General features: G+C 35.5%; 25 protein-coding genes. 20 read left to right on the top strand and 5 right to left on the bottom strand.

From position 1 onward, the window contains the following. Positions 1 to 28 precede the first annotated feature (28 nt). The 5 genes from R1X58_RS02270 to R1X58_RS02250 all read left to right on the top strand — a co-directional run bounded on the left by R1X58_RS02270 (position 29) and on the right by R1X58_RS02250 (position 2,497). On the top strand, positions 29 to 577 hold the full coding sequence (locus R1X58_RS02270; protein ID WP_306468578.1) for a TlpA family protein disulfide reductase: 549 nt from the start codon (positions 29 to 31) through the stop codon (positions 575 to 577). A 6-nt stretch (positions 578 to 583) separates the two neighbouring features. Further along, positions 584 to 1,204, top strand: a complete 621-nt coding sequence (locus tag R1X58_RS02265) for a thioredoxin family protein (RefSeq protein ID WP_240571741.1) — start codon at positions 584 to 586, stop codon at positions 1,202 to 1,204. A gap of 113 nt (positions 1,205 to 1,317) precedes the next feature. Further along, a complete protein-coding gene (locus tag R1X58_RS02260; RefSeq protein WP_240571740.1) occupies positions 1,318 to 1,635 on the top strand; it encodes a rhodanese-like domain-containing protein in 318 nt (105 codons plus the stop codon). Between the two features lie 16 nt (positions 1,636 to 1,651). Next, complete coding sequence (locus R1X58_RS02255) at positions 1,652 to 2,047, top strand: rhodanese-like domain-containing protein (protein ID WP_240571739.1); 396 nt, start codon at positions 1,652 to 1,654, stop codon at positions 2,045 to 2,047. Positions 2,048 to 2,230: 183 nt separating this feature from the next. Beyond that, positions 2,231 to 2,497, top strand: coding sequence for a hypothetical protein (locus R1X58_RS02250; protein ID WP_240571738.1), 267 nt, complete (start codon positions 2,231 to 2,233; stop codon positions 2,495 to 2,497). 18 nt (positions 2,498 to 2,515) lie between these two features. Here the strand turns inward: R1X58_RS02250 and R1X58_RS02245 are convergent, their stop codons facing one another. Continuing rightward, complete coding sequence (locus R1X58_RS02245; protein WP_240571737.1) at positions 2,516 to 3,400, bottom strand: carbohydrate kinase family protein; 885 nt, start codon at positions 3,398 to 3,400, stop codon at positions 2,516 to 2,518. 239 nt (positions 3,401 to 3,639) lie between these two features. On the opposite strand from R1X58_RS02245, the gene R1X58_RS02240 reads away from it, so the two are divergent. Continuing rightward, complete coding sequence (locus tag R1X58_RS02240; protein WP_240571736.1) at positions 3,640 to 5,088, top strand: sulfatase-like hydrolase/transferase; 1,449 nt, start codon at positions 3,640 to 3,642, stop codon at positions 5,086 to 5,088. 12 nt (positions 5,089 to 5,100) lie between these two features. On the opposite strand, the gene R1X58_RS02235 is transcribed toward R1X58_RS02240, so the two are convergent. Then, the gene (locus tag R1X58_RS02235) at positions 5,101 to 5,460 is read right to left on the bottom strand and encodes a hypothetical protein (protein ID WP_240571735.1); all 360 of its coding nucleotides are present in this window, start codon (positions 5,458 to 5,460) and stop codon (positions 5,101 to 5,103) included. 30 nt (positions 5,461 to 5,490) lie between these two features. Next, entirely contained in the window at positions 5,491 to 6,534 is a 1,044-nt protein-coding gene (locus R1X58_RS02230; protein WP_240571734.1) for a LacI family DNA-binding transcriptional regulator, read from the bottom strand. Positions 6,535 to 6,751: 217 nt separating this feature from the next. On the opposite strand from R1X58_RS02230, the gene R1X58_RS02225 reads away from it, so the two are divergent. The 6 genes from R1X58_RS02225 to glmM all read left to right on the top strand — a co-directional run bounded on the left by R1X58_RS02225 (position 6,752) and on the right by glmM (position 14,326). Further along, positions 6,752 to 7,669, top strand: coding sequence for a nucleotidyltransferase family protein (locus R1X58_RS02225; protein WP_240571733.1), 918 nt, complete (start codon positions 6,752 to 6,754; stop codon positions 7,667 to 7,669). Continuing rightward, the gene (locus R1X58_RS02220; protein WP_240571732.1) at positions 7,644 to 8,759 is read left to right on the top strand and encodes a phosphotransferase enzyme family protein; all 1,116 of its coding nucleotides are present in this window, start codon (positions 7,644 to 7,646) and stop codon (positions 8,757 to 8,759) included. The genes R1X58_RS02225 and R1X58_RS02220 overlap by 26 nt, the downstream gene beginning before the upstream one ends. A 47-nt stretch (positions 8,760 to 8,806) precedes the next feature. Next, the gene (locus tag R1X58_RS02215) at positions 8,807 to 10,621 is read left to right on the top strand and encodes a sodium:solute symporter family protein (protein WP_240571731.1); all 1,815 of its coding nucleotides are present in this window, start codon (positions 8,807 to 8,809) and stop codon (positions 10,619 to 10,621) included. A gap of 31 nt (positions 10,622 to 10,652) precedes the next feature. After that, positions 10,653 to 12,581, top strand: a complete 1,929-nt coding sequence (gene nagB / locus R1X58_RS02210; RefSeq protein ID WP_240571730.1) for a glucosamine-6-phosphate deaminase — start codon at positions 10,653 to 10,655, stop codon at positions 12,579 to 12,581. A 71-nt stretch (positions 12,582 to 12,652) separates the two neighbouring features. Then, entirely contained in the window at positions 12,653 to 12,925 is a 273-nt protein-coding gene (locus R1X58_RS02205; RefSeq protein ID WP_240571729.1) for a hypothetical protein, read from the top strand. A gap of 15 nt (positions 12,926 to 12,940) precedes the next feature. Further along, a complete protein-coding gene (gene glmM / locus R1X58_RS02200) occupies positions 12,941 to 14,326 on the top strand; it encodes a phosphoglucosamine mutase (RefSeq protein WP_240571728.1) in 1,386 nt (461 codons plus the stop codon). 79 nt (positions 14,327 to 14,405) lie between these two features. On the opposite strand, the gene R1X58_RS02195 is transcribed toward glmM, so the two are convergent. Next, positions 14,406 to 15,038: a class I SAM-dependent DNA methyltransferase gene (locus R1X58_RS02195; RefSeq protein WP_240571727.1), complete on the bottom strand. Its 633-nt coding sequence runs from the start codon at positions 15,036 to 15,038 to the stop codon at positions 14,406 to 14,408. A 253-nt stretch (positions 15,039 to 15,291) separates the two neighbouring features. On the opposite strand from R1X58_RS02195, the gene R1X58_RS02190 reads away from it, so the two are divergent. The 8 genes from R1X58_RS02190 to R1X58_RS02155 are packed head-to-tail and all read left to right on the top strand — an operon-like array spanning position 15,292 to position 24,198. Continuing rightward, a complete protein-coding gene (locus R1X58_RS02190; RefSeq protein ID WP_240571726.1) occupies positions 15,292 to 16,707 on the top strand; it encodes an L-fucose/L-arabinose isomerase family protein in 1,416 nt (471 codons plus the stop codon). Positions 16,708 to 16,729: 22 nt separating this feature from the next. Further along, the gene (locus R1X58_RS02185; protein ID WP_240571725.1) at positions 16,730 to 17,560 is read left to right on the top strand and encodes a transketolase; all 831 of its coding nucleotides are present in this window, start codon (positions 16,730 to 16,732) and stop codon (positions 17,558 to 17,560) included. A 4-nt stretch (positions 17,561 to 17,564) separates the two neighbouring features. Further along, complete coding sequence (locus R1X58_RS02180) at positions 17,565 to 18,542, top strand: transketolase family protein (RefSeq protein ID WP_240571724.1); 978 nt, start codon at positions 17,565 to 17,567, stop codon at positions 18,540 to 18,542. 4 nt (positions 18,543 to 18,546) lie between these two features. Beyond that, positions 18,547 to 19,515 carry a D-ribose ABC transporter substrate-binding protein gene (locus R1X58_RS02175; RefSeq protein WP_240571723.1) on the top strand — a complete coding sequence of 323 codons (969 nt, stop codon included), beginning with the start codon at positions 18,547 to 18,549 and terminating at the stop codon, positions 19,513 to 19,515. Between the two features lie 3 nt (positions 19,516 to 19,518). Further along, on the top strand, positions 19,519 to 20,145 hold the full coding sequence (locus R1X58_RS02170) for a DUF2291 family protein (RefSeq protein WP_240571722.1): 627 nt from the start codon (positions 19,519 to 19,521) through the stop codon (positions 20,143 to 20,145). 2 nt (positions 20,146 to 20,147) lie between these two features. After that, positions 20,148 to 21,668 (top strand): sugar ABC transporter ATP-binding protein, encoded by a 1,521-nt coding sequence (locus R1X58_RS02165; RefSeq protein ID WP_240571721.1) that lies wholly within the window; start codon positions 20,148 to 20,150, stop codon positions 21,666 to 21,668. Positions 21,669 to 21,707: 39 nt separating this feature from the next. Further along, on the top strand, positions 21,708 to 22,679 hold the full coding sequence (locus R1X58_RS02160) for an ABC transporter permease (RefSeq protein WP_240571720.1): 972 nt from the start codon (positions 21,708 to 21,710) through the stop codon (positions 22,677 to 22,679). Between the two features lie 19 nt (positions 22,680 to 22,698). Next, positions 22,699 to 24,198, top strand: a complete 1,500-nt coding sequence (locus R1X58_RS02155) for an FGGY family carbohydrate kinase (protein WP_240571719.1) — start codon at positions 22,699 to 22,701, stop codon at positions 24,196 to 24,198. A 27-nt stretch (positions 24,199 to 24,225) separates the two neighbouring features. Here R1X58_RS02155 and R1X58_RS02150 read toward each other — a convergent pair whose 3' ends face one another. Further along, a complete protein-coding gene (locus R1X58_RS02150; RefSeq protein WP_240571718.1) occupies positions 24,226 to 24,540 on the bottom strand; it encodes an antibiotic biosynthesis monooxygenase family protein in 315 nt (104 codons plus the stop codon). Positions 24,541 to 24,560 lie beyond the last annotated feature (20 nt).

The raw sequence follows: 24,560 nt of genomic DNA, 5'->3' as shown, positions 1-24,560 counted from the left end.
AATAGTTGGTCTAACACATAAATTTTAAATGATGAAATTTAATATTTTACTTGTTGCTTTCTTGCTGATTATAAGTTGTAAATCAGATGGAAGAAAAAACAAAACGGCCTTAGTGGATAACAGGGAAACCGAATTTGTTGTTCAGAAGGAATTTGAATCCGATTTAAAAGTTTATGATTTTGATGGGTTAGAACCATTGCTGAACAAGAAAGACGGGAAAGTACATGTTATAAATTTCTGGGCGACCTGGTGTGTGCCTTGTGTAAAGGAGCTACCTTATTTTGAACAGTTACAAAAAGAATATGCCGATAAGAATGTTGAGGTGTTGTTAGTAAGTTTAGATTTTCCACATCAATACGATACCAAACTGAAACCTTTTATAAAAGAAAGAAAAATAAAATCTGAAGTCGTAGCATTGGATGATGCCGATATGAATACATGGATTCCGAAAGTTAATGAATCATGGTCTGGGTCTATTCCTGCAACGATTATATATAAAGACGATGAGCGCCAGTTCTTTGAACAGTCGTTTACTTTTAAAGAGTTAGAAAACCAAGTTAAACCATTTTTAAATTAATTCCGTATGAAAAAACTAATGAAATTTATGCCGCTTGTACTACTTGTACTTGTTGTTAGTGCGTTTACTGTTAAGAAAACGACTGTTGAACCCGGATACAAAGTAGGGGATATTGCAGAAGATTTTTCCCTTAAAAATATAGATGGAAAGATGGTGTCTTTAGCCGATTATAAAGATGCCAAAGGTTTTATAGTTACGTTTACCTGTAATACCTGTCCGTTTGCAGTAGCTTACGAAGATCGTATTATTGCTTTAGATAAAAAATATGCTTCAAAGGGGTATCCGGTAATTGCTATTATGCCAAACAATACGGATATAAAACCGGGTGATAATTTAGATGCTATGAAAGCACGCGCAAAAGAAAAAGGATTTACGTTTCCGTATTTAATAGATAGTGAGCAAACTGTTTTTCCAAAGTATGGTGCAACCAAAACACCGCATATGTTTGTATTGCAAAAAACAAAAAAAGGAAATGTTGTTAAATACATTGGTGCCATTGACGATAATTATAAAGATGCTGAAGCCGTGACTACAAAATATGTAGAGGACGCCGTTGATGCGTTATTAAAAGGAAAAGAAGTAGAGCAAAAAGAAACTAAGGCTATTGGTTGCTCCATTAAAGTTTAAGTTTGAGAAATATATCGTTTTAATAAGTAAAAATCTAAAGTGTAATACTTTAGATTTTTTTTCGTCTATAACGGTTATAAATATTAATTTTGTGATACACTAAATACATTATAATGGAAGATTTAACACAAGAAGAGTGGGCAGAACAATTAGCTAACGATGATAACGCGGTGGTTTTAGATGTAAGAACCGATGGCGAAGTTGCCGAGGGCGTTATTCCAAATGCTATACATATCGATATTTTTAAAGGGCAAGGATTTATTTATGCACTTGAAGAATTAGATAAGAGCAAAAATTATTATGTGTATTGTCGTTCAGGAAACCGCAGCGGACAGGCGTGTTCTATTATGGAACAACTAGGTTTTGAAAATGCTTACAACCTAGAAGGTGGTATTATGGCCTGGACAGGCGATATTGTTGATTTCAAATAATTAAAAATTAAATACTATGAGACGGATAATTGTTTTAGTAAGTGTAATACTTATCAGTTTTTTTGGCTGTAAAGGATTATCGACTCAGAAGGATATTGCAAATGTCCCGGTATCTTCAGCTATTGAGCTGGTTGATAACACCAGTAAGTTACAACTCATAGATGTAAGAACACCAGAAGAGTATCAGGCAGGGCATCTGGAAGGAGCTGCAAATATTGATTTTTTCTCTGATAGCTTTAGGGCGGAAATTGAAAAATTAGATAAGCATAAGCCAGTACTTGTATACTGTAAATCTGGTGGAAGAAGCAGTAAAAGCGCAGCCATTTTTAAAGAGCTTGGTTTTACTAAAATCTATAACATGGAAGGTGGTATTACCAGTTGGAATGAAGCGGGTTATAAAACCGTTAAGTAGCTGTTTTTTGTTGTTCAACGAGTGGGAGTTCAGTGCTTTATGATTTTATCTTTTTTTTAAGCACTTTAACTTGTTTATTTTTTAACAACCTGTCTTTTTGATAATTTTGAGGTAGTAAAGATGTTACTTTTAGATAGTTGCATCTATTTGTTTAACTCCCTTTTTAATTAGTAAATAAGACTTATGGAAAATGGTTATGTCATTTTAGGTATCATTGCTCTATTATTTCTTTCTATGTATGGGTTCTCTTATTATTCTGTGTTTAAGGAAAGAGCTCAGCAGAAAAAGGAACAGCAATTAGAAGCTGAAGCCGAAGCACAACGCGTAATAAGACGCCAGAAAATGCAAGCGGAAATTGATGCCAGAGTAGAAAAATTCAATAAACGCAAAGAAGAGATTCAACACGAATTAGAGCTTCTTAAAAAAATTAAAGAACAGCAAGTAGGTTAATCTATTTGCTGTTTTTGTTTATAAAGGGTTTATAAAAGTTTCTATATCGGAATCCGATAGTTTGGGATTTGCACCTTCACTTTGAGCAACTAAGGCGCCAACGGCACAGGAAAAATCTATAGCTTCCTGCGGGTGGCTGTTATTTAAAAGTTTGCTAATTAAAGACCCTAAAAAGGAATCGCCTGCGCCTACTGTATCGACGACCTTAATTAAGTAGCCACTATTGTAGAATAACTTGTTATCGTATAATAAGACGGCACCATGTGAGCCTTTGGTAACACAAACATGTTTCGTGTTGGTTTGTTGGGCTACAAACATGAGATTTTGTTCTAGAGAATTGTATTTCGATCCTAAATATTTACTTACTTCAAAAAGTTCGTCATCATTAAACTTAATGAAGTCAGCTTTATTCATTAAATAAATCAAGAGATCTTTAGTATAGTATGGGGGGCGTAAATTAAGATCGAAAATTTTGTATTTGGCAACATCAATTAGTTTATATAACGTGTTTTTCGAGGTGTAATCTCTGGCGACTAAACTACCAAAAACAAAAGCATCGGCATTTTTTACGAGATTTTCGGCATCATAATGTAAATCGATTTTATCCCAGGCACAAGGATATTTTATGTCGTAACTTGCCGAACCTTTTTCATTCAGACTAACATGCACTTCGCTGGTAGGGTATTCTTTAATGGTTTGTATACAGCTTGTGTTTATTTCGTTAGAGTTTAAATACTCTAGTAATTCTTTTCCGGGTACATCATCGCCAATAGCGCTAATCATAGCAACTTTATTGCTAAAGGATTTTAATCGGCTGGCCACGTTTAATGGTGCGCCACCAATTTTTCGATGCTCAGGAAAAACATCCCATAAAATTTCACCATAACAAACAATATTTGCCATATCTATAAAGTAATATTTAAGTCTTCAAAAAATAAAACTACTAAAATAGTATGTAATAACGAAATGATACAGGTGTATTAAATGGCGGTATATACACTACATTAGAATAATGCTCTAGATGGAGTCGTGAAAAGGTTTTTATTACTAAAATATGATAAAGTCATACGCTTTTGCAAAGTTTGCCTACCATAGTTTTTTTAGATTAGTCTATTTTTACTGAAGACAATATTTAAACAGATATGAAAAAACTATTGAAGCGAACTCTAATATTCTTGATGTCTTTAATTTTGGTGTCATGCCTGCAGGTTAAGAATAGTGAAAAACAAAATGTCAATATTAAAACTAGGCAAAAAACATCACCTAATTTAATAGTGATTTTAGCTGACGATTTAGGTTATGCTGATGTTGGTTTTAATGGGTGTAAAGATATTCCAACTCCAAATATTGATAAAATTGCAAATCAAGGGGTTAAGTTTACTAATGGTTATGTAAGTTATGCGGTTTGTGGGCCTAGTCGAGCAGGATTAATAACAGGCCGTTATCAGGATCGGTTTGGGTTTTCAAGAAATCCTTTATTTACTCCTAATGATCCTGAAATGGGTTTGCCTTTAACAGAGGAAACTTTAGCTGAAGCTTTGAAAAAGGCGGATTATAAGTCTGTAGCTTTAGGGAAATGGCATTTGGGAGCTCATGAATCTTTAAAGCCATTGACGCGAGGTTTTGATGATTTTTATGGTTTTTTAACTGGAGGGCATCATTACTTCCCTCAAAAATGGATATTAAATGATGAGTTTGATGTGAAATCTCAGTATGATGCCTATAAAACAAAACTTTTAAGAAATAATCAAAGAGTTGAGGAAAAAGAATATTTAACCGATGCCCTTTCTCGTGAAGCTGTTCACTATATCGATAAACATAAAGATCATCCGTTTTTTATGTACTTGGCATATAATGCACCGCATACGCCACTTCAGGCTACTGAAAAATATTTAAGCAGAGTTGATACCATTCAGGATAAAAAACGGAGAACTTATGCCGCAATGGTTAGTTCTGTAGACGATGGAGTGGGGTTAGTTTTAGACCAGTTGGATGCTTTAAATTTAACGGAAAATACAATTGTTGTATTCTTATCTGATAATGGAGGGCCTGAACCTCACAATGGGTCAGATAATGGTGTTCTAAGAGGGATGAAAAGCGATTTGTTTGAAGGAGGTGTACGAGTACCTTTTGCTATGCAATGGCCTGGAACAATTCCCGCAGGAATGGTATATAATAAACCAGTTATTTCTTTAGATATTTTTGGAACAATAGTTAATCAAACTAAAAAAGAGATTAAAACTAAAAACAAAATTGATGGAGTAGATTTAATTCCTTTTTTATTAGGAAGTAATAAGGGGCTGCCGCATGATTTTCTATTTTGGAGTAAGTTTGATGAGCAAATTTATGCAACGCGTCATGCTAACGGCGATAAATTTTTAGTGAAAGATCAAGATACGATGCTCTTTAATTTGGATGTGGATATTTCTGAAACTGAAAATATAGCAGGAACTAATCCTCTTGCTTTAGATAGCTTAGCAAGAACATTTAATAATTGGAACGCAAAAAATATAGACCCTGTTTTTATGGGGTTATTTCAGGATAAGGAATACAGTGAGTTACATCCAGATCGATTCGAAAGATTGGAATGATACAACAAACAATTAATTTAAAAGTTCTTTAGATTCGGTAACTCTGAAGCATTGTTCTTCGCCTAAACAAAGTGGGTTACCGTGTTTTTCAGACCAAAAACCATCTAACAGATTCTTGTTTATACATCTGTAAGCAACTACGCCTTTGTATGTATTGTAATCGTTGCCTTTATAGTTAAAGTTAATAACCAGGATGTTATCTTTAAAAAAACCAGAGCCTATTTGTTCTTGTTCGTCATTAATTAGCCATTTAGCTTTAATTCTATAATTCATGTCAAGAGACAGGGTAAGGGTGCCGGTATAAGGCGAGGCCTCCTCGTCCTGATTGCTGCCGATAATATTATAAGTGCCTACAAGGTCTTCAATAGTCATTTTACAAAAAGTTTTTCTTGCAAAAATACGTTATTGATTTAAGTAGGAGTTGTAGTTTTCAGAATTTATAATGTCTATAGGTAACAGCAATTCTTCTGTAATTGGTTTGTCAAACAGAAAATGTTCTGCTAACTGACTTAAACCAAGGTAGATTTGTTGTTTTGGATTTTGATGAATCAGAAAATCAATATTACCACTGTTTAAGTAGTTAAGGTTTTTTTCAAGTAAATCGTAACCAATTATTTTGATGGATAAATTTGGGAAGTCTTCCAGCATTTTGGCAACTTTATAAGTTTTGGAAGTTGTAACGAAAATACCAGAAATATTTTTTGAGTTATTTATGGCGTCGTATAAGGTTTTATAGTGATTAGATTCTATTGAATTACAGGTTGTAAGAGTGTAGTCGCTTGTTAAGGAATTTTCGAAATAGTCTCTAAATCCTTTCTCTTTTTGCTGCATAAACGATGCGTTATGAAAAAATTCATCAAGGTGAGCAATAATAATTTCAGAGTCTTTTGGAGTAATCATTTCCATCAGGCGTGCTGCAATACGTCCACTTTGAACTAAGTCCTGACCCACAAAATTGTTAATATCATCAGAACCTATGCGGTTATTTATAATGCTAACCAAAATATTGGCCTCACTATATGTAGATATCGATTTTTTAGCTTCGTTATAAAATAAAGGAGCCATAATTACTGCGTCAGGATTTAGTTTTAAAACCTTAGCATTGACTTCCAGAAAAGATTCGGTATCGGTAGGGTCGAACAAATGTGTGTCAATGGTAATTCCAAGGGATTTATATTCATTGTAAGCCTGGTCTATACCTTTTTTACAAGGTTTCCAATACGGATCAATATCAGGATTTGGCAATAGGGCGCAAATAACATAGTCCTTGTTGTTTTTTAGACTTCTAGCCATTAGGTTGGGTTGATAGTCTATTTCAGCAAGTATTTTATTTACTTTTTCTAAAGCTTTTTCCGATACTTTCCCTCGTTTATGAATAACGCGATCTACAGTTCCTTTTGATACGCCTGCTAATTGAGCAATATCTTTGATGGTATATTTTTTCATTACTACAAATATAATATAAAAGTTGTATTGAATTACAAAAAATGTGCTCGAACACATTTAAAAATGTTGTCGAGCACATTTTTTTGTGGTTTTTCTTTTTTTTGTAAAACTTAATACATACTTTCGCAAAGTTGATAGTTGAAAATGCTTTGAAATGAATTTGAAAAGTGTTGATTTTTAACTATTTGATGACTTGTTTAATGTCTTGAAAATTTAAATGATTAAAACAGATATGGAAAAACCAACGTTAGTAGTTTTAGCGGCAGGAATGGGGAGTCGATATGGAGGCTTGAAGCAGATGGATTCGTTTACTCCGCAGGGAGATACAATTATTGATTTTTCAATTTACGATGCTTTGCAGGCTGGTTTTGGGAAGTTTGTTTTTATTATTAGAAAAAGTTTTGAGGCAGAATTTAAGGAAATCTTTAATAAGAAATTAGAAGGTAAGGCTGAGGTAGCTTATGTTTATCAGGAGTTGGATTGTGTACCTGAAGCTTATGTTAATCCGGAGCGTACAAAACCTTGGGGAACCGGTCATGCTTTGCTAATGGCTAAAGATGCTGTAAAGGAAAATTTTGCCATTATTAATGCTGATGATTTTTACAGTAGAGAGGCTTTTGAGAGTATGGCGAAGGCTTTAAAGGAAACGGATAAGGAATCTTATGACTTCAAGACTATGGCTTATTTGTTGAAAAATACCGTTTCAGATCATGGTTTTGTGTCAAGAGGAGAATGTCAAGTTGATGAAAACGGGTTTTTATTAGATGTGACGGAACGAACCCATATTGAAAAAGTTAATGGAGAGTTGATGCGTAAGGATGATGATGGTGAGTTTGTATCTATAAATCCGGATACTGTAGTTTCTATGAACTTTTGGGGTTTTACACCTAAATGCTTTGAATTTGGAGAGGAGCTATTTTTGCAGTTTTTAGAAGAAAACAAAGCTAATTTAAAGGCGGAATTTTATTTGCCATCCATTGTTAATGAGATTTTGAAGTCAGGTAAAGCAACGGTTGAGGTGTTAAAGTCTGATGCTAAATGGTTTGGTGTTACTTATCAGGAAGATAAGGCTATCGTTCAAAAAGCGATAGAAGAGTTGAAAGAAGCAAATGTCTATCCTGAATATTTATGGTAATATGAATCAGGAATCATTAAAATATATTTTTGATCAATTTCAACATGAAAGTCAGTTCGAATCATTTTCCGAATTGGCTTCAGGGCATATTAATGATACCTATTTAATAAAAACAGAAGATAAACCCTATTATGTGCTTCAGCGCATTAATCATGGTGTTTTTCCTGATGTACCGGGTTTAATTAATAATAAGGTAAGTGTCAGTAATCATTTAAAAATGAAGTTGTCACATTTGCCAAAAGGAGAACAGGAACGTCGTGTTTTGTCTTTCATTTCTACTGTTGAAGGTCAATCATTTTATGAAGATAAGTCAACGGGATACTGGAATTTAACACAATTTATAGATGATAGTGTCACTTTCGAACGAGTTGTAGATGATGAAATTGCGTATGAAGGCGGAAAGTTATTTGGAGAATTTTTAAATCAAACCAGCGATTTTAAAGTGGATGATTTGATAGAAGTGATTCCAAATTTTCATGATATGTCGTTTCGCTATAAACAGTTTGATGAGGCTTTAAAAGGAGCATCTCAACAGCGAAAAGAGGAGGCAATATCTTGCATAGAACTGGTTGAATCGTCAAGAGAAGAAATGCATATTCTTCAAACGTTAAAAGAGTCGGGAGCAGTTCCAACAAGAGTGACGCATAACGATACAAAAATATCAAACGCTTTGTTTGATACAAACAATAAAGGACTTTGCGTTATTGATACCGATACGGTTATGCCTGGAATTATTCATTATGATTTTGGTGATGCAATCAGAACGATTTGTAATACAGCAGCCGAAGATGAACAAGATTTAGATCAGGTGAATTTCAATATTGACTATTATAAATCTTATGTGAAAGGGTTTTTAGAAACGGTAGGGGAATCTTTAACGTCAACCGAATTGGAGTATCTCCCATTAGGAGCTAAAAGCATTATATTTATTATGGGATTAAGGTTTTTAACCGATTTCCTAAACAACGATATTTATTATAAAGCGGCTTACAGTCATCATAATTTAGATCGGGCCAAAAATCAATTTAAACTATTAGAAAGTTATTCAAAGCAGTATGAAGAAGTAAAACAGATTACGAAATTGGCATAACGAACAAATACTAACAAAACGAAAATATTAACTAATAACACACGTATATGGTATCATTAAGTCCATTAGATTACACGTTAATCATCATTTTCTTCTCGTTAACCTTGGGTATCGGGATTTGGGTGTCAAAAAAGTCAGGAAAAAACTCATCAGAATTCTTTTTATCGGGGCGAAGTATGCCATGGTGGTTATTAGGGGTGTCTATGGTAGCCACTACCTTTTCAACCGATACACCTAACTTAGTAACCGATATTGTAAGAACACACGGTGTGTCAGGAAACTGGGTTTGGTGGGCCTTTTTGCTTACCGGATTATTAACGGTGTTTGTGTATGCAAAGCTGTGGCGTAAATCTAATGTAAATACCGATTTAGAGTTTTATGAATTACGCTACGGCGGAAAGCCAGCCTCGTTCTTAAGAAAGTTCAGAGCGGTGTATTTAGGGGTGATTTTTAATGTCATTACCATGTCGGCAGTAACCTTGGCAGCCATCAAGATTGGTGGAATTATGTTAGGTTTAGAGCCTTGGCAGACCGTAATTAGTGCTGGAATCATTACGGTGACTTTTAGTGCACTTGGTGGTTTTAAAGGTGTTATTTATACCGATTTCTTATTGTTTTTCGTGGCGATGGGTGGTGCGATTGGTGCTGCATATTATTTAGTGAACCTGCCGGAAGTAGGTGGTGTTGCGGCTTTAATTACTAATGAGCATGTTGCTGATAAACTATCTATACTTCCTGATTTTAGTGATACAGAATCTTTAATAACCTTATTAATAATTCCATTAGCGGTACAGTGGTGGAGCTCGTGGTATCCTGGTGCAGAGCCAGGTGGTGGTGGTTACATCGCACAGCGTATGTTAGCGGCTAAAGATGAGAATCATGCTATTGGAGCAACATTCTTTTTTAATATCATGCATTATGCTTTACGTCCTTGGCCATGGATTTTAGTAGCCTTGGCATCGTTAGTGGTGTTCCCGGATTTAGCAAGTATTCAAGAGGCGTTTCCTAGTATTGCAGATGATAAATTAGGTCACGATTTAGCCTATTCAGCTATGTTGACCAAATTACCTAGTGGGTTATTAGGATTGGTTTTAGCATCATTAATTGCAGCATATATGAGTACCATTTCAACGCAGTTAAACTGGGGGTCATCATATATTGTTTTCGATTTTTATAAAGAACAAATCAACCCGGAAGCTTCAGAAAAGCGTCTGGTAGCCGTAGGTAGAATATCAACAATTGTATTAATGGTATTTAGTGCATTGTTAGCGTTGTTGCTTCAAAATGCATTGCAACTATTCGAGGTATTATTAGTATTTGGTGCAGGTACAGGACTTATTTTTATTTTACGTTGGTTCTGGTGGCGTATAAACGCTTGGAGTGAAATAGCAGCGATGTTTGCTTCAGGAATCATTTCAATCATTTTAAAATTAACACCTGCGGGAGCATTTTTCTTTGCTAAAGAAACTGGAGTGTTTGCAAGTTATTTGGAATATCCTTTTGTAGTGTTGATAACCACCGTTATTTGGTTAGTGGCAACGTATATGACTCAGCCAGAAAGTAAAGCGGTATTACAAAGTTTTTATAAAAAGATTCAACCAGGAGGACCAGGATGGTCTCTTGTGTTAAGTGAAGCTGAAGCAGATGGTGTGGTTTTAGAAGATAACAAACAACCTTGGTCAGTGCCTGCAGGTATTATGGCTATGGTGTTAGGATGTGCCTTAATCTACAGTGCCATGTTCGCTACAGGATACTGGATTTACGGAAAAACAACATTGGCGCTCGTAATGACTATTATCGCTCTAATATCAGGAGTATTATTAGTGCGCATTTGGAAAAAGATTAAAGCAAACATATTGTAAGGATTAAACTAGATTAAAAAGGAGATAGGTTATGATTAAAAGTAGTGCAGATAAGGCCACAGGTTTTGAAAAACGTTTTGAAAACGCAGATACTGTAGTTTTTGAAGATTCGTTAGCAGCATCGAAAGCAGTAGCAAAAGAAATAGCAGAGCTTATAAAACAAAAGCAATCGAAAAATGAAAATTGTATTTTGGGATTAGCAACAGGATCAACCCCAAAGGGTTTGTATGCTGAACTGGTACGATTACACAAAGAGGAGGGCTTAAGTTTTAAGAATGTAATCAGTTTTAATCTTGATGAGTATTATCCGATGGAGCCGGATTCAGTGTTTAGTTATGTCCGCTTCATGAAGGAATTACTGTTTAATCAGGTTGATATGTTACCTGAGAATATTCATATTCCAGATGGTACCTTATCTAAAGAAGAAATATCAGCATATTGTAATGCTTATGAAGCTAAAATAGAAGCTTTAGGTGGTATCGATCTACAGATTTTAGGTATTGGGGGTAATGGACATATCGGATTTAACGAATCAGGATCATTACAAAATTCAAAAACCAGATTGGTAGCTTTAGATCATATTACCCGTGTGGCTGCAAGTAAAGATTTTGGTGGGCTAGATAAAACTCCAAGAACAGCAATTACGCTTGGAGTTAAGAAAATTATGGAAGCTAAGCGCGTGGTATTAATGGCTTGGGGTGAAGGAAAATCGAACATTATTAAGGCTTCGGTGGAAGGACCTGTAACCAACCAGGTACCGGCGTCATTTTTACAAGAGCATAGAAATGCAACCTTTGTTATTGATAAAAGTGCAGCTTCAAAATTAACCCGTATTGATACGCCATGGTTGGTAGAAAAAGTAGAGTGGACCGATAAAATGGCAAGAAAGGCTGTATTGGGTTTAGCCTTAAGCTTGAAGAAACCTATTTTAATGCTTACCGATGCTGATTATATCGAGAATGGAATGAGTGATTTATTAGCCGATTCAGGACCTGCTTACGACATTAATATCAACATCTTCAATAAAGTTCAGCAAACCATTACCGGATGGCCAGGAGGAAAACCAAATGCTGATGATACAAACCGTCCTGAACGTGCTGAGCCAGCTAAAAAACGTGCCTTAATCTTCTCGCCACACCCAGATGATGATATCATTAGTATGGGAGGAACATTCAAACGTCTTCAAGAGCAAGGTCACGACGTGCATGTCGCATACCAGACTTCTGGAAATATTGCTGTTGCTGATGATGAAGCGTTACGTTTTGCTGCTTTCGTTTGTGATTACAATGAGAAATTCGGAATTGAAAGTCCGGAGGCTAAGGCGATTTATGAAAAAGCGATTGACTTTTTAAAGAATAAAAAAGATAGTGAAATCGATATTCCTGAAGTACGTTACATAAAAGGAATTATTAGAAAGGGTGAGGCAAGAGCTACCGCTCAATTTGTTGGTTTACCAGATGAAAATATCCACTTCATGGAATTACCGTTTTACGAAACCGGTACCATTGAAAAGAAACCGATTGGAGAGGAAGATATCAAAATCACCATGGCTCTTATCGAGAAGGTTCAACCACATCAAATTTATGCAGCCGGAGATTTGGCCGATCCGCACGGGACACATAAAGTGTGTTTGGATGCCATTTTCGAATCAGTAAAGCGCTTAAAAGAAAAGCCATTTATGGCAGACTGCTGGGTTTGGTTATACCGTGGCGCATGGCAGGAATGGGGAATCGATGAAATCGAAATGGCGGTACCGATGAGTCCGGGTCAGGTATTGGAAAAACGTCACGGAATCTTCAAACACCAATCGCAAAAAGATGGTGTAGTATTTCAAGGAAGTGATAGTAGAGAGTTCTGGCAACGTGCAGAGGATAGAAACAGAGAAACAGCAGAATTATATCATCAGTTAGGTTTAGCGCACTATGCAGCTATGGAAGCCTTTGTAAGATGGATATTCTAATCATATAAATTTAAATGTTAGCATTAAATACAAACACTAAAACTAAGCCATCCAATTTCCAAATACAGGAAATGGCATCAGTAGATAGTAAAATAGCCTATTGTCGGTTTTTAAATTGGGTTATTGGTGAATTTGATTTATTCCTTAAGAACGAAGAATCAGAAGCATTGAAAGTGTTTTTTCCTAATGGATGGTTTAGTATTAGTTGTTTTCAGAATGCTGAAAATAAAATTAATGTAACATTAGTAGTAGAAGGTAAGACTGAAGCGACTTGCCAAAATATGATGAAACATTTAAAGCGTATACATAAACATGTGTGCGAGTTTCATGAGAACCAAGCTTAAATAGTATAAAGTACAATGACATTAATAAAATCAATCTCAGGGATTCGTGGAACCATTGGTGGAAACGTAGGCGATAATTTAACCCCTGTAGATGCTGTGAAATTTGCCGCAGCTTATGGTATGTGGTTAAAGGAGCAAAATCCAGATAAAAAACTAACCGTTGTTATAGGGCGAGATGCCCGAATTTCGGGGGCAATGATAAGCACATTAGTGAGTCAGACTTTAATTGGTTTGGGTATTAATGTGAAAAACTTAGGCTTGTCTACAACCCCAACCGTTGAAGTCGCTGTGCCTTTAGAAGGTGCAGATGGTGGAATTATCATCACGGCAAGTCATAACCCAAAACAGTGGAATGCTTTAAAATTATTGAATAGCAAAGGCGAATTTTTAGATGGTGTTGAAGGCGCTAAAATTTTAAAAATAGCCGAAAATGATGCTTATGCTTTTGTAGAAGTTGACCATTTAGGAGTTTATACTGAGGTTGAAGGTTATATAGAAAAACATATAGAAGAAGTTTTAAAACTGGAATTAGTCGATGCTGAAGCGATAAAGCAAGCAGGTTTTAAAGTGGTAGTTGATGCGGTAAATTCAACAGGAGGCATTGCTATTCCGTCATTATTAGAGCGTTTAGGTGTAGAGTGTGTTAAGTTGTATTGTGAGCCTAACGGACATTTTCCTCATAATCCAGAACCTTTAAAAGAACATTTAACGGATATATCTAAATTGGTTGTAGATGAACAAGCAGATTTTGGTATTGTGGTCGATCCAGATGTTGACCGCTTAGCACTTATTTGTGAAGATGGTTCTATGTTTGGCGAAGAGTACACCCTTGTTGCTTGCGCCGATTATGTGTTGGGTCGATTAAATGGCGGAAACACCGTTTCTAATTTATCATCGTCAAGGGCTTTACGAGATATCACTCAAAAACATGGCGGAACCTATACGGCTAGTGCTGTTGGTGAAGTAAACGTAGTTATTGAAATGAAAGCCGCTCATGCCGTAATAGGCGGTGAAGGTAATGGCGGAATTATTTATCCGGATTCACATTACGGAAGAGATTCTCTGGTGGGTGTGGCTTTGTTTTTATCGCATTTGGCGCATCAAAAAATATCATGTAAAGCATTACGTGATTCTTACCCAAATTATTTTATGAGTAAGAAGAAAATAGAGTTAACGCCAGAAATAAATGTTGATATTATTTTAGATCAAATAGCTGAACATTTTAAAAATGAAGCCGTGAATACGATTGATGGCGTGAAGATTGATTTTGAAACCGAATGGGTACACCTTCGTAAATCAAACACCGAACCGATTATCAGAATTTATACAGAAAGCACATCTCAGGAAAGTGCCGATGCGTTAGCTGATACTATAATTGAAAAAATAAAGACTTTAATTTAGAGTCTTTATTAAATGTTATTAATTTAAGGTCCGTTTTAACGGACCTTTTTTTGTTTTACTTCACAACTACTTTAGGGAATTATTTTTTTCTGCTTATTAAAATACTGTGGGTTTCTTCAGATCCATTTCTTTTTGCGTAAGATTTTAAAATAAGTTTAGGAGATTCAAAACCGTGAATAGTTAATTCGTTTTTAAGGTCTTTTAGGTTGTGATAATAGAAATACATACGGTCTCCTGTACTTCCGGAAATATATCCTGAATTTTTGGTGTCACCTTCAACAAAACTTAGATATAGAATGCCGTTTTTATTTAGTAATAGATTACAGTCTGAAATGAGTTTGGAGTAGTCTTTTTTAGATAAATAAGGGAGACAAAAACCGCAAATAATACCGTCGAAGCTATCTTGTAGTGAATCTAAATTTCTAATGTCCATGATTTTAAATTCAGCTGATTTGTTATTCTTTTGAGCTAAAGCAATCATGTTTTTTGAAATATCTATGCCTTTAATTTTTAGGTTTGGACTTTTGTTTAACAGGTAGTTCGTAATATTTCCAGGTCCGCAGCCCACATCTAAAATTTTTGATTCTTTATCTGGAAGATTGTCTAAAAAGAAATCGTAAGTGTCGTTATATAAATGCAGGTCAAAAAACGCTTCCTCATAGCGGTTGGCTATGCTATTCCAGGTGTTAAATGTCTCCTGATATTTATTCATTTTATTTTAAACTAAAAAACTTCTATTTGTCAATAAAGATAACGAAAGTGTTGGTTATTGTTTGTTTCGTGTGTTGATAAGCAGATATGTTTGATTGCTTGATGAACTTTTGTAAATTTAGTAGATGTTAAATGTGTTTGTTTTATTTTGAAATTATCGCAATTAAATTTTTATAAAATTGACCATCGTTTAAAATTAACAGTATTTTATTATTAAAATGTAAATATTAGAGCCAACAAACTTACAAATAAGCATGTCGAAACAATTATTAAGCCTAGGGGTAATTATAGGTAATAGGGATTTTTTTCCTGATAGTTTAGTAGAAAAAGCTAGAACAGAAATTATTAATGTTCTTTCAGAGCTAAGTATAAAACCTATTTTATTAGAAACTACAGATACTAAATTAGGAGGTGTAGAAACTTACAAAGATTCTCAGAAATGCGCAGACCTCTTTAAAAAATACAATGAAGAAATAGCAGGAGTACTGGTGTTGCTTCCAAATTTTGGGGATGAACGAGGAGTGGCCGATACATTGAAACTTGCAAATTTAAACGTGCCAGTTCTTGTCCAGGCCTATCCGGATGAATTATCTAAAATGAATGTTGCTAACAGACGAGATTCTTGGTGTGGTAAAATATCAGTTTGTAATAACCTGTATCAATACGGTATTAAATACTCGTTAACAAGTCAGCATGTGTCTTTCCCGTCAGAGAAACCATTTCAGAACGATTTAAAAGACTTTTTAGCGGTATGCCGCGTGGTAAAGGGGATGAAAAATATTCGTATTGGAGCTATTGGAGCCAGACCTGGAGCTTTTAATACGGTACGCTTTTCAGAAAAGATTTTACAAAGAAATGGTATTACAGTGGTTACTGCCGATCTTTCAGAAATTTTAGGTAGGGCCAATAAGTTGACCAAAGATGATAAACCTGTCAAGCAGCATTTAGAAACTATAAATGCTTATGCCCCTAAGGGGGAAACTCCGGATGAGGCTATGATTCAAATCGCTAAACTGGATGTGGTTTTAAATGAGTATGTAGAAGAATATGCCTTGGATGCTACAGCCATTCAGTGTTGGACGTCACTACAGCAAAATTACGGATGTAATGTGTGTACAAGTATGAGTATTATGTCTGAAAACATGTTGCCTTCGGCCTGTGAAGTTGATGTTACAGGAACTTTAAGTATGTACGCCATGCAATTGGCATCAGGTTCACCAAGTGCTTTGGTAGATTGGAATAATAATTATGCCGATGATGAAAATAAGTGTGTTTTATTTCATTGTGGAAACTGGGCAAAATCATTTTTACCAGACATAGAGATCAGTAATGCGCCTATTTTGGGTACCAGTATTGGAGTGGAAAATACCTATGGAGCATTAGACGGAAGAACTCCGGCCATGCCGCTTACCTTCGGAAGAATTAGTACAGACGATCCTAAAGGAATAATAAAAGCCTATGTTGGAGAAGGGGAACTTACCAACGATCCTCTAAACACCTTTGGAAATAGAGCCGTTGCTCAGATAGGTGATTTAAACGGATTAATGCATCACATATGCAGAAATGGTTTTGAGCATCATGTGGTTATGAATGCTTCTAAAACAGCTTCAATTCTGGAGGAAGCTCTGGGGAATTATATGGGGTGGGAAGTCTACAATCACAAGGGATAATATTAAACTTCAAATTAGAGAGATGATGACAAACAAAGAAATGAAATTGAAGTCAGTTTATCTACGGAAGAACCTTCTTAAATATATATACCATGCGAAGGCTGGGCATACAGGAGGGAGTCTTTCTTGTGTCGATACGTTGAATGTGTTGTATAATCGTGTGTTAAATGTAGACCCTAATAATTTTAAGAACCCGAATAGAGACCGCTATGTACAAAGTAAAGGCCATTGCGTAGAAGCTTTGTTTGTGACTTTGGCAGATCGCGGATTTTTTCCTGAATCAGATTTAGAGACCTTATGCCGTTATCAATCCCATTATATAGGACACCCTACAAAAAAAGTAAACGGTGTTGAGCAGAATACCGGGGCATTAGGGCACGGATTGCCTATTTGTGTAGGAGAAGCTATAGCAGCAAAATTAGATAATAAATCACACCGGATTTTTACATTGTTAGGTGATGGTGAATTACCAGAGGGCTCTAATTGGGAAGCTTTTTTGTCGGCTTCACATTATAAATTGGATAATCTGTATGCGATTCTCGATTATAATAAACAACAAATCACCGGAGACAATAAAGATGTGATGAACACCGATTCCGTTCGGGAAAAGTTAGAAACTTTTGGTTGGGCAGTAAAAGAAGTTGACGGACATAATTTAGAAGATTTAGAGAACGCCTTAAATAACGGGCCGTTTGAAGCAGGTAAGCCTAATTTTATTATTGCTCATACCATTAAAGGAAAAGGGGTGAGTTATATGGAAAGAAATATAAAATGGCATCACGGTGTGCCTAGTCCGGAACAATACGAATTGGCTTTAAGTGAACTAAATCAGGCGGAAGCATTAATTGAATAAGATAATGGAGCTAGATAAAATAGAAGATAAATATTTAAAAATGGGTGAGGCTAATCAGATTGTGTTTTCTGAAACACTTCAGGCTTTAGCAGAAACCGATAAGGATATTATAGCTGTAACCAGTGATTCCCGAGGGTCTGGTAAATTGGTTCCTTTCGCTCAAAAATATCCCAAACAAATTGTAGAAGTAGGTATCGCAGAGCAAAATCTTGTAGGAGTTGCAGCTGGGTTAGCTTCCGCAGGAAAAAAATCATTTGCTGTATCTCCTGCGTGTTTTTTAAGCGCTCGGGCATTAGAACAAATTAAAAATGATGTGTGTTATTCTGATAACCCCGTTACATTGGTTGGAATCAGTGCTGGGGTAAGTTATGGCGCTTTAGGAACAACGCATCACAGTTTACACGATTTTGCAGCTTTACGAGCTATTAACAATATAACGATAGTAGCGCCAGCTGATAATTTTGAAACTGAGCAAGCTGTGAAGTTAGCAGCTAAGCACGATAAGCCTGTTTATTTAAGGTTTGGAAAAAAAGCCATGCCTTTTCTAAGCGAAGAGAATCAAACGTTTCAATTTGGGAAAGGTCGCGTTGTAAAAGAAGGTAAAGATATTACCCTAATCGCAACCGGAGAAACAGTTTACCCCGCGTGGCTAGCTGCCAAAAGGCTAGAGGAAGATCATAATATAAAAGCAACGGTTGTTAGTATGCATACTGTTAAGCCTTTAGATGTTAAATTGTTAGAAAATTTGGCTTCAAATAATTCACCAATTGTTACTGTGGAAGAACACATGATTAATGGAGGGCTGGGAGAAGCCTGTGCTTCTCATCTGTTTCAAAAAGGTTTTACTAACCCCTTTAAAATTATTGGAATTCCTGATGAATATACTATTACGGGTTCTCAGGTTGAAATATTTAACCACTACGGTATTTCGGAAGTTGGGTTGTATGAAACCTGTAAAACTTTGTTGAATCTTAAAATTTGATGTTATGACTTTACCAACTAAACTAATACCACCACTACCAATAAAATATTTACTGCTTTTTCTTTTTTTATTTTTAATAACATCTTGTAATAATGATAAAAAGGAATCCGCAAAAAAAGTAGCCGTAGTTATATCTACGCTTAATAATCCATGGTTTGTCGTTTTGGGAGAATCGGCTGCAGAACGAGCAAGGGAATTAGGCTACGAAGCTACCATTTTCGATTCCCAGAATAATACATCTAAAGAAGCAGAACATTTTGAGAATTTAATTGCTGCAGGTTACAGTGCCATTTTATTTAATCCTACGGATTCAGAAGGATCGGTATCCAATGTTAAACGTGCTAAGCAGGCTGGTGTACCTACATTCTGTATGGACAGAGAAGTGAATTCTCTAGACGATCCAGCTTCCCAAATTATTTCTGATAACTTTTCTGGTTGTGTAGAGCTTGGTGAGTATTTTGTTCGAAAGCTTCATAAAAAAGGAAAGTATGTGGAACTACTTGGTTTGGTTGGAGATAATAATACCTGGAACCGATCTAAAGGGTTTCATAGTGTGGTCGATCATTTTCCGGACTTAAAAATGGTGGCTCAGCAAAGTGCAGACTTCGACAGGAGTAAAGCTATGGAAGTGCTGGAGTCTATTTTACAATCCAACCCAGATATTGATGCTGTATTTTGTGGTAATGATGCTATGGCTATGGGAGCCTATCAGGCATTAGTAGCATCTGGAAAAGCTGATAGCGTAATGGTTTTTGGCTTTGATGGCGCTAAAGATGTTATGGATGCCATTAACAACAAAAGAATAATGGCAACGGCTATGCAATCGCCCAAGCAAATGGCAAGAACCGCAGCAGAATTAGCCGATGAGTATATAAAAGGTAGGCGTGATTTTGGAGCCAAAACACCTCTTGAAGTCGAGGTGGTTACTCAGGAGAATATCAATCAGTTTAATGCATACGGATCAAACGAATAAGCTATGAAAAGAGTCATTAAATATATCCTTGTTGGTGTCATAATTTGTGTGTCGTTATATAATTCGATATACATAGAGAATTTAACTGAAGTAAAAGAAAAACATGGTAAATCTAAGTTTGATGCTAAAGGTTTTGCCAATGCGTTTATGACCTCGGAAGCTAAATCGCTAAAAGGCATATCAACGGCTGTGTTTTTGGATGAATTAGCAAAAGATGTTACGGCTTATTGTGAAACACAAGGACATAAATTAGGTATCAGTAATAGCTATTATTTTATTGTTGAAAGTGATGCCGTAGTTCGTTATATAGGTGATGAAAATGTCATAGTATCATTAATTGACGGTAAAGATCAAAATGTTAAAATCGCTACCGATTTTATATTCGGAAATGCTATTCGTGAAGGAACCAAAATAGCTAATATTAGCGATTACCAAAATACTATGGACTATAATAATATATCAGTTGAACTAAATAATTATGTTCGTGAAAATATTATTCCTCCCTTTAAAGAAAACGTAAAAATAGAAGATACTATCCATTTTAAAGGAGCAGTAAAAGTGAACGTAAAACAGGTAAATCTCGATGATTTAAGAGTAATTCCTATTGATGTTAAATTCAAAAACGAATAGCATTGAAGAATCAACCAGATATTTTGCTTCAAGCTAAAAACATTACCAAAAAGTTTGGAGGTATTACTGCATTAGATAACGTAAACCTGAATGTACATACTGGAAAGGTAAATGTTATTGTAGGTGAAAATGGAGCAGGTAAATCTACTTTAATGAAAATTCTATCTGGTGTTTATCCAGATTATGAAGGGGAACTTATTTTAAATGGTGAGATTGTGAATTTTAGTAATCCTAAAGAAGCCATGAAGAGTGGCATTGCCATTATTCATCAGGAACTCAACTTGATTCCTTACCTATCTATTTACGAGAATATTTTTTTAGGAAGGGAATTACAAGATCGTTTTGGAATGCTGGACACCAAAACCATGATAAGCAAAACCAAGGAACTGCTGTTGCGCTTAGATTGTCAATTAAATCCTAAAACTCGGGTTTCTAAATTAAGAGTAGGAGAGCAGCAGCTCGTAGAAATAGCTAAAGCACTTTTAGAAGAAGCTAAAGTGTTGATAATGGACGAGCCGACTTCGGCGATTTCAGATTCAGAAATAGAGGTGCTTTTCAGGATAATCGGTACGCTAAAAGATCATAATGTATCCATTCTTTATATTTCACATAAGTTAGATAAACTATTTGCCATAGCAGATCGGTTTACAGGTTTGAGAGATGGTAAATCGGTGGGTACGATTGAAGATGTTACAAACACAAAAAGAGACGATCTTATTCGTTTAATGGTTGGAAGAGATATTGATAATAAATTCCAAAAGGACGATGTGGTTTTAGGTGAGGAGGTTTTAAGGGTGGAAAATATTAGTCTTCCGCGAGTAAATGATAAATCTACCTTTTTAATTAAAGATGTAAGTTTCAATGTGAAGAAAGGTGAGGTGCTGGGCATTTTTGGTTTGATGGGTGCAGGGCGCACCGAACTTTTGGAAACTATTTTTGGATTACATTACAAACATATGTCTGGCGCTGTTTTTATTGAAGGAAAACAGGTTAAAATTACTTCTGTAATTGATGCTATAAAATACGGTATAGCTTTGGTTCCCGAAGATCGAAAAGAAGATGGTTTGGTTTTACAAATGCCTATATGTAAAAATATTAGTATGGCTAGTATTGATAAGGTTGTAAAGAAAGGGTTTTTAAGCACTATTCTCGAGGCTGCACTTTCACTAAAATATATAACAGCATTAAAAATAAAAACGCCTTCTGAGAAACAACTGGCTAAAAATTTAAGTGGAGGAAATCAGCAAAAAGTAGTTTTATCTAAATGGCTGGCAACAAAGCCCAAAGTGTTGTTTCTCGATGAACCAACAAGAGGGATTGATGTTAATGCTAAAAATGAAATTTATCATTTAATAAATAAACTGGCTAAGGAAGGATTAGGTATCGTGGTTGTTTCTTCAGAATTACCTGAAATTATGGCAATAGCAGATCGTATACTGGTGTTAAGTCAAACCCGAATTTCCGGTAGTTTTAATCAGCAAACAGCAAGTGAAGAATCAATCATGTCTGCTGCCACATCATAAAGAATTTTTTAAATAATATAAATAAGATTACAAGATATTATGGCCAATGTTAAATCTACTTTAGTACGATTTCAGTCAATCATTGCACTTTTAGTATTATGCATTGTATTAACAATTTTATCCGATAAGTTTTTCACCTTAGAGAATGGATGGAATATAGCACGACAAATTTCCATTAATGTATGCATCTCCGTAGGGATGACACTCGTTATTTTAACCAAAGGTATCGACCTTTCTGTTGGCTCCATATTAGCTTTCAGTGGCGCAATAGCCGCAGGTGTTTTAAAATATGGACTTGAAATACCAGTTTTAAATGCCTACATAGGTTTTACCCTTTTTGGAACTATTCTGGCTGGTGTTATTACGGGAGGAAGCCTTGGACTGTTTAATGGCTGGATGATTACGAAATTTAAAGTGCCTCCATTTGTAGCTACTTTAGCGATGCTTACCATTGCCCGGGGAGCCACAATGTTATGGACGGGAGGGTTTCCTATAACTGGATTTGGTCATAATTTTTCTTTTATAGGAACCGGATGGTTTTTAGGTATTCCCATGCCAGTGTGGATTACGATTCTGGTGGTTGTTATTGCTGTAATTGTAACGAGGAAGACCAAATTCGGGAGACATATTTACGCCATTGGAGGTAATGAAAGTGCAGCACGCTTATCAGGTATAAATATCAATCGTGTTAAGATTTGGGTATATGCGATAGCAGGTGTTTTGGCAGCTGTTGGAGGTATAATCCTTACATCTAGATTAGATTCGGCCCAACCTAATGCAGGTATGAGTTATGAGTTAGATTCGATTGCTGCTGTTGTAATAGGAGGAACTTCTTTATCCGGAGGTCGCGGATCTATTATGGGAACCGTTCAGGGGGCACTTATAATAGGTGTGTTGAATAGTGGTTTGGTATTGCTGAATGTATCTCCGTTCTGGCAGCAAATTATAAAAGGTTTTGTAATCCTTATAGCAGTAATAATGGATAGGTTGAATTATCCAAATGAAGATTAAAAGTTAAAATTTCAGTTACATGTCTAAATCTTATTTTTTATCTATAGACCAAGGAACCAGTGGGTCAAAGGCTATTATTTTTGATTCGCAGGGTCAAGTAATAATTAAAAGTACAACCCCTCTAAAATCTTTCTATCCGACCTCTGGATTTGTTGAGCAGAAACCAGAAGAAATTTATCAATCGGTTATTAGTGCGGTTAAAAATTGTATTACTGAGTTTAAAGAGAAATATATTGGTGAAGTAGATAAAATTATTGCGTGTGGCATTTCAAACCAGAGAGAAACTTTTGTTTTATGGGATAAAGAAGGCAATCCATTATGTGATGCAGTAGTCTGGCAGTGTAAGAGGTCAATTTCAATTTGTGAAACACTAAAAGAAAAAGATTTAGAAAGTTTAATTAGTTCTAAAACCGGATTAACAATAGACCCTTATTTTTCAGCAACTAAAGTTATGTGGCTTTATGAAAATAATGGAAAAATTAAACAAGCTATAGATAAGGGAGAAGCTTGTTTTGGAACAGTAGATACTTGGTTGTTATACAAATTGACCCATGGGAATTGTTATAAAACGGATTTTACTAATGCGTCTCGAACTTTGTTTTTTAATATTTATGATTTGGAATGGGATTCTGAATTATTGAAGTCGTTTAATCTTGAATCATTGAAATTACCAAAAGTAGCCTCTTCGGCTGATGATTATGGAGACTCTAACTTCGAAGGTGTTTTCGATATTTCAATTCCAATAACTGGAGTCATTGGAGATTCTCAGGCTGCATTTTTTGGTGAAAGGTGCTTTAAAAATGGATCTGCAAAGGCAACTTTAGGCACAGGTTCTTCAATATTATGGAACTCGGAAAATATTAAAGGGCAAACCGAAAACGGTATGTTAACCACTATAGGGTGGAGTATTCGTAATCAAGTTAATTATGCTTTAGAAGGGGTTATTGTAAGTTGTGGATCTACGTTAGAATGGTTAAAAAATCAGTTAGGTGTTTTTGAAACATATGATCAGATAGAGATCATGTTAACATCTTTGGTTACCAACGAAGGCGTGTATTTAGTTCCTGCTTTTAGTGGAATGGGAGCCCCTTATTGGCAGGATCAATGGAAAGGTTCTATTCACGGACTAACGTTTGGAACTAATAAGTCACATTTGGTTCGTGCCGCTTTGGAATCAATCGCATTCCAAATTAAGGATGTAATAACTTCCATAGAGCAGGAAACGCACACAGAATTAAAGGAATTAAAAGTTAATGGCGGAATAACAGCGAATTCCTTTTTAATGCAGTTTCTAGCAGATTTATTAAAAACTCCTGTTGTTAACATGGGAATTACTGATGTGTCAGCATGGGGGGCTGCCCTCATGTCTGGGCTCGGTATAAAATTTTGGTCTGGTTTAGAATACTTACCTGAACCTATGGAAGAAAATGTTAAAACTTTTAAACCTAACTTAAGAGAGTTTATACCGCATGAAGCTTACAAGGGGTGGAATAAAATTTTAGAAGAAAAAATGTCTTAAAGTTTAACTAAGAAAGTTGAGATTAGATTAGAACCCATAATCTCGTTCTACCTTAGTAATTCTTACTTTGTAGGCTTTATACCATTCTTTTTTACCTCCCTTTTGGGCAACTTTATGATCGACGTGGTTTTTCCAGTTTCGTATAGATTCCAAATCTTTCCAATACGATACGGTAATTCCTATTTCGTTTCTGGCGCTTTCAATACCTAAAAAACCGTCTTGTTGTTTGGCAAGAGCAACCATTAGTTCTGCCATTTCTTTATAACCTTTGTCATTATTGGTTTTAACGGAAGTGAATATTACGGCGAAATAAGGTGGTTTTGGAGTTTTTGCTATAGTCATACTTTAAAGATAAGGAAAAG

It is taken from the genome of Aestuariibaculum lutulentum, assembly GCF_032926325.1.
Lineage (GTDB): Bacteria > Bacteroidota > Bacteroidia > Flavobacteriales > Flavobacteriaceae > Aestuariibaculum > Aestuariibaculum lutulentum.
The sequence above is the reverse complement of the archived record's forward strand: the minus strand, read 5'-3'. Positions and strand labels throughout refer to the sequence as shown.

Coding starts and splice junctions, on each gene's coding strand:
- R1X58_RS02270 (WP_306468578.1), top strand. CDS start 29: ATGATGAAATTTAATATTTTACTTGTTGCTTTCTTGCTGATTATAAGT.
- R1X58_RS02265 (WP_240571741.1), top strand. CDS start 584: ATGAAAAAACTAATGAAATTTATGCCGCTTGTACTACTTGTACTTGTT.
- R1X58_RS02260 (WP_240571740.1), top strand. CDS start 1,318: ATGGAAGATTTAACACAAGAAGAGTGGGCAGAACAATTAGCTAACGAT.
- R1X58_RS02255 (WP_240571739.1), top strand. CDS start 1,652: ATGAGACGGATAATTGTTTTAGTAAGTGTAATACTTATCAGTTTTTTT.
- R1X58_RS02250 (WP_240571738.1), top strand. CDS start 2,231: ATGGAAAATGGTTATGTCATTTTAGGTATCATTGCTCTATTATTTCTT.
- R1X58_RS02245 (WP_240571737.1), bottom strand. CDS start 3,400: ATGGCAAATATTGTTTGTTATGGTGAAATTTTATGGGATGTTTTTCCT.
- R1X58_RS02240 (WP_240571736.1), top strand. CDS start 3,640: ATGAAAAAACTATTGAAGCGAACTCTAATATTCTTGATGTCTTTAATT.
- R1X58_RS02235 (WP_240571735.1), bottom strand. CDS start 5,460: ATGACTATTGAAGACCTTGTAGGCACTTATAATATTATCGGCAGCAAT.
- R1X58_RS02230 (WP_240571734.1), bottom strand. CDS start 6,534: ATGAAAAAATATACCATCAAAGATATTGCTCAATTAGCAGGCGTATCA.
- R1X58_RS02225 (WP_240571733.1), top strand. CDS start 6,752: ATGATTAAAACAGATATGGAAAAACCAACGTTAGTAGTTTTAGCGGCA.
- R1X58_RS02220 (WP_240571732.1), top strand. CDS start 7,644: ATGTCTATCCTGAATATTTATGGTAATATGAATCAGGAATCATTAAAA.
- R1X58_RS02215 (WP_240571731.1), top strand. CDS start 8,807: ATGGTATCATTAAGTCCATTAGATTACACGTTAATCATCATTTTCTTC.
- nagB (WP_240571730.1), top strand. CDS start 10,653: ATGATTAAAAGTAGTGCAGATAAGGCCACAGGTTTTGAAAAACGTTTT.
- R1X58_RS02205 (WP_240571729.1), top strand. CDS start 12,653: ATGGCATCAGTAGATAGTAAAATAGCCTATTGTCGGTTTTTAAATTGG.
- glmM (WP_240571728.1), top strand. CDS start 12,941: ATGACATTAATAAAATCAATCTCAGGGATTCGTGGAACCATTGGTGGA.
- R1X58_RS02195 (WP_240571727.1), bottom strand. CDS start 15,038: ATGAATAAATATCAGGAGACATTTAACACCTGGAATAGCATAGCCAAC.
- R1X58_RS02190 (WP_240571726.1), top strand. CDS start 15,292: ATGTCGAAACAATTATTAAGCCTAGGGGTAATTATAGGTAATAGGGAT.
- R1X58_RS02185 (WP_240571725.1), top strand. CDS start 16,730: ATGATGACAAACAAAGAAATGAAATTGAAGTCAGTTTATCTACGGAAG.
- R1X58_RS02180 (WP_240571724.1), top strand. CDS start 17,565: ATGGAGCTAGATAAAATAGAAGATAAATATTTAAAAATGGGTGAGGCT.
- R1X58_RS02175 (WP_240571723.1), top strand. CDS start 18,547: ATGACTTTACCAACTAAACTAATACCACCACTACCAATAAAATATTTA.
- R1X58_RS02170 (WP_240571722.1), top strand. CDS start 19,519: ATGAAAAGAGTCATTAAATATATCCTTGTTGGTGTCATAATTTGTGTG.
- R1X58_RS02160 (WP_240571720.1), top strand. CDS start 21,708: ATGGCCAATGTTAAATCTACTTTAGTACGATTTCAGTCAATCATTGCA.
- R1X58_RS02155 (WP_240571719.1), top strand. CDS start 22,699: ATGTCTAAATCTTATTTTTTATCTATAGACCAAGGAACCAGTGGGTCA.
- R1X58_RS02150 (WP_240571718.1), bottom strand. CDS start 24,540: ATGACTATAGCAAAAACTCCAAAACCACCTTATTTCGCCGTAATATTC.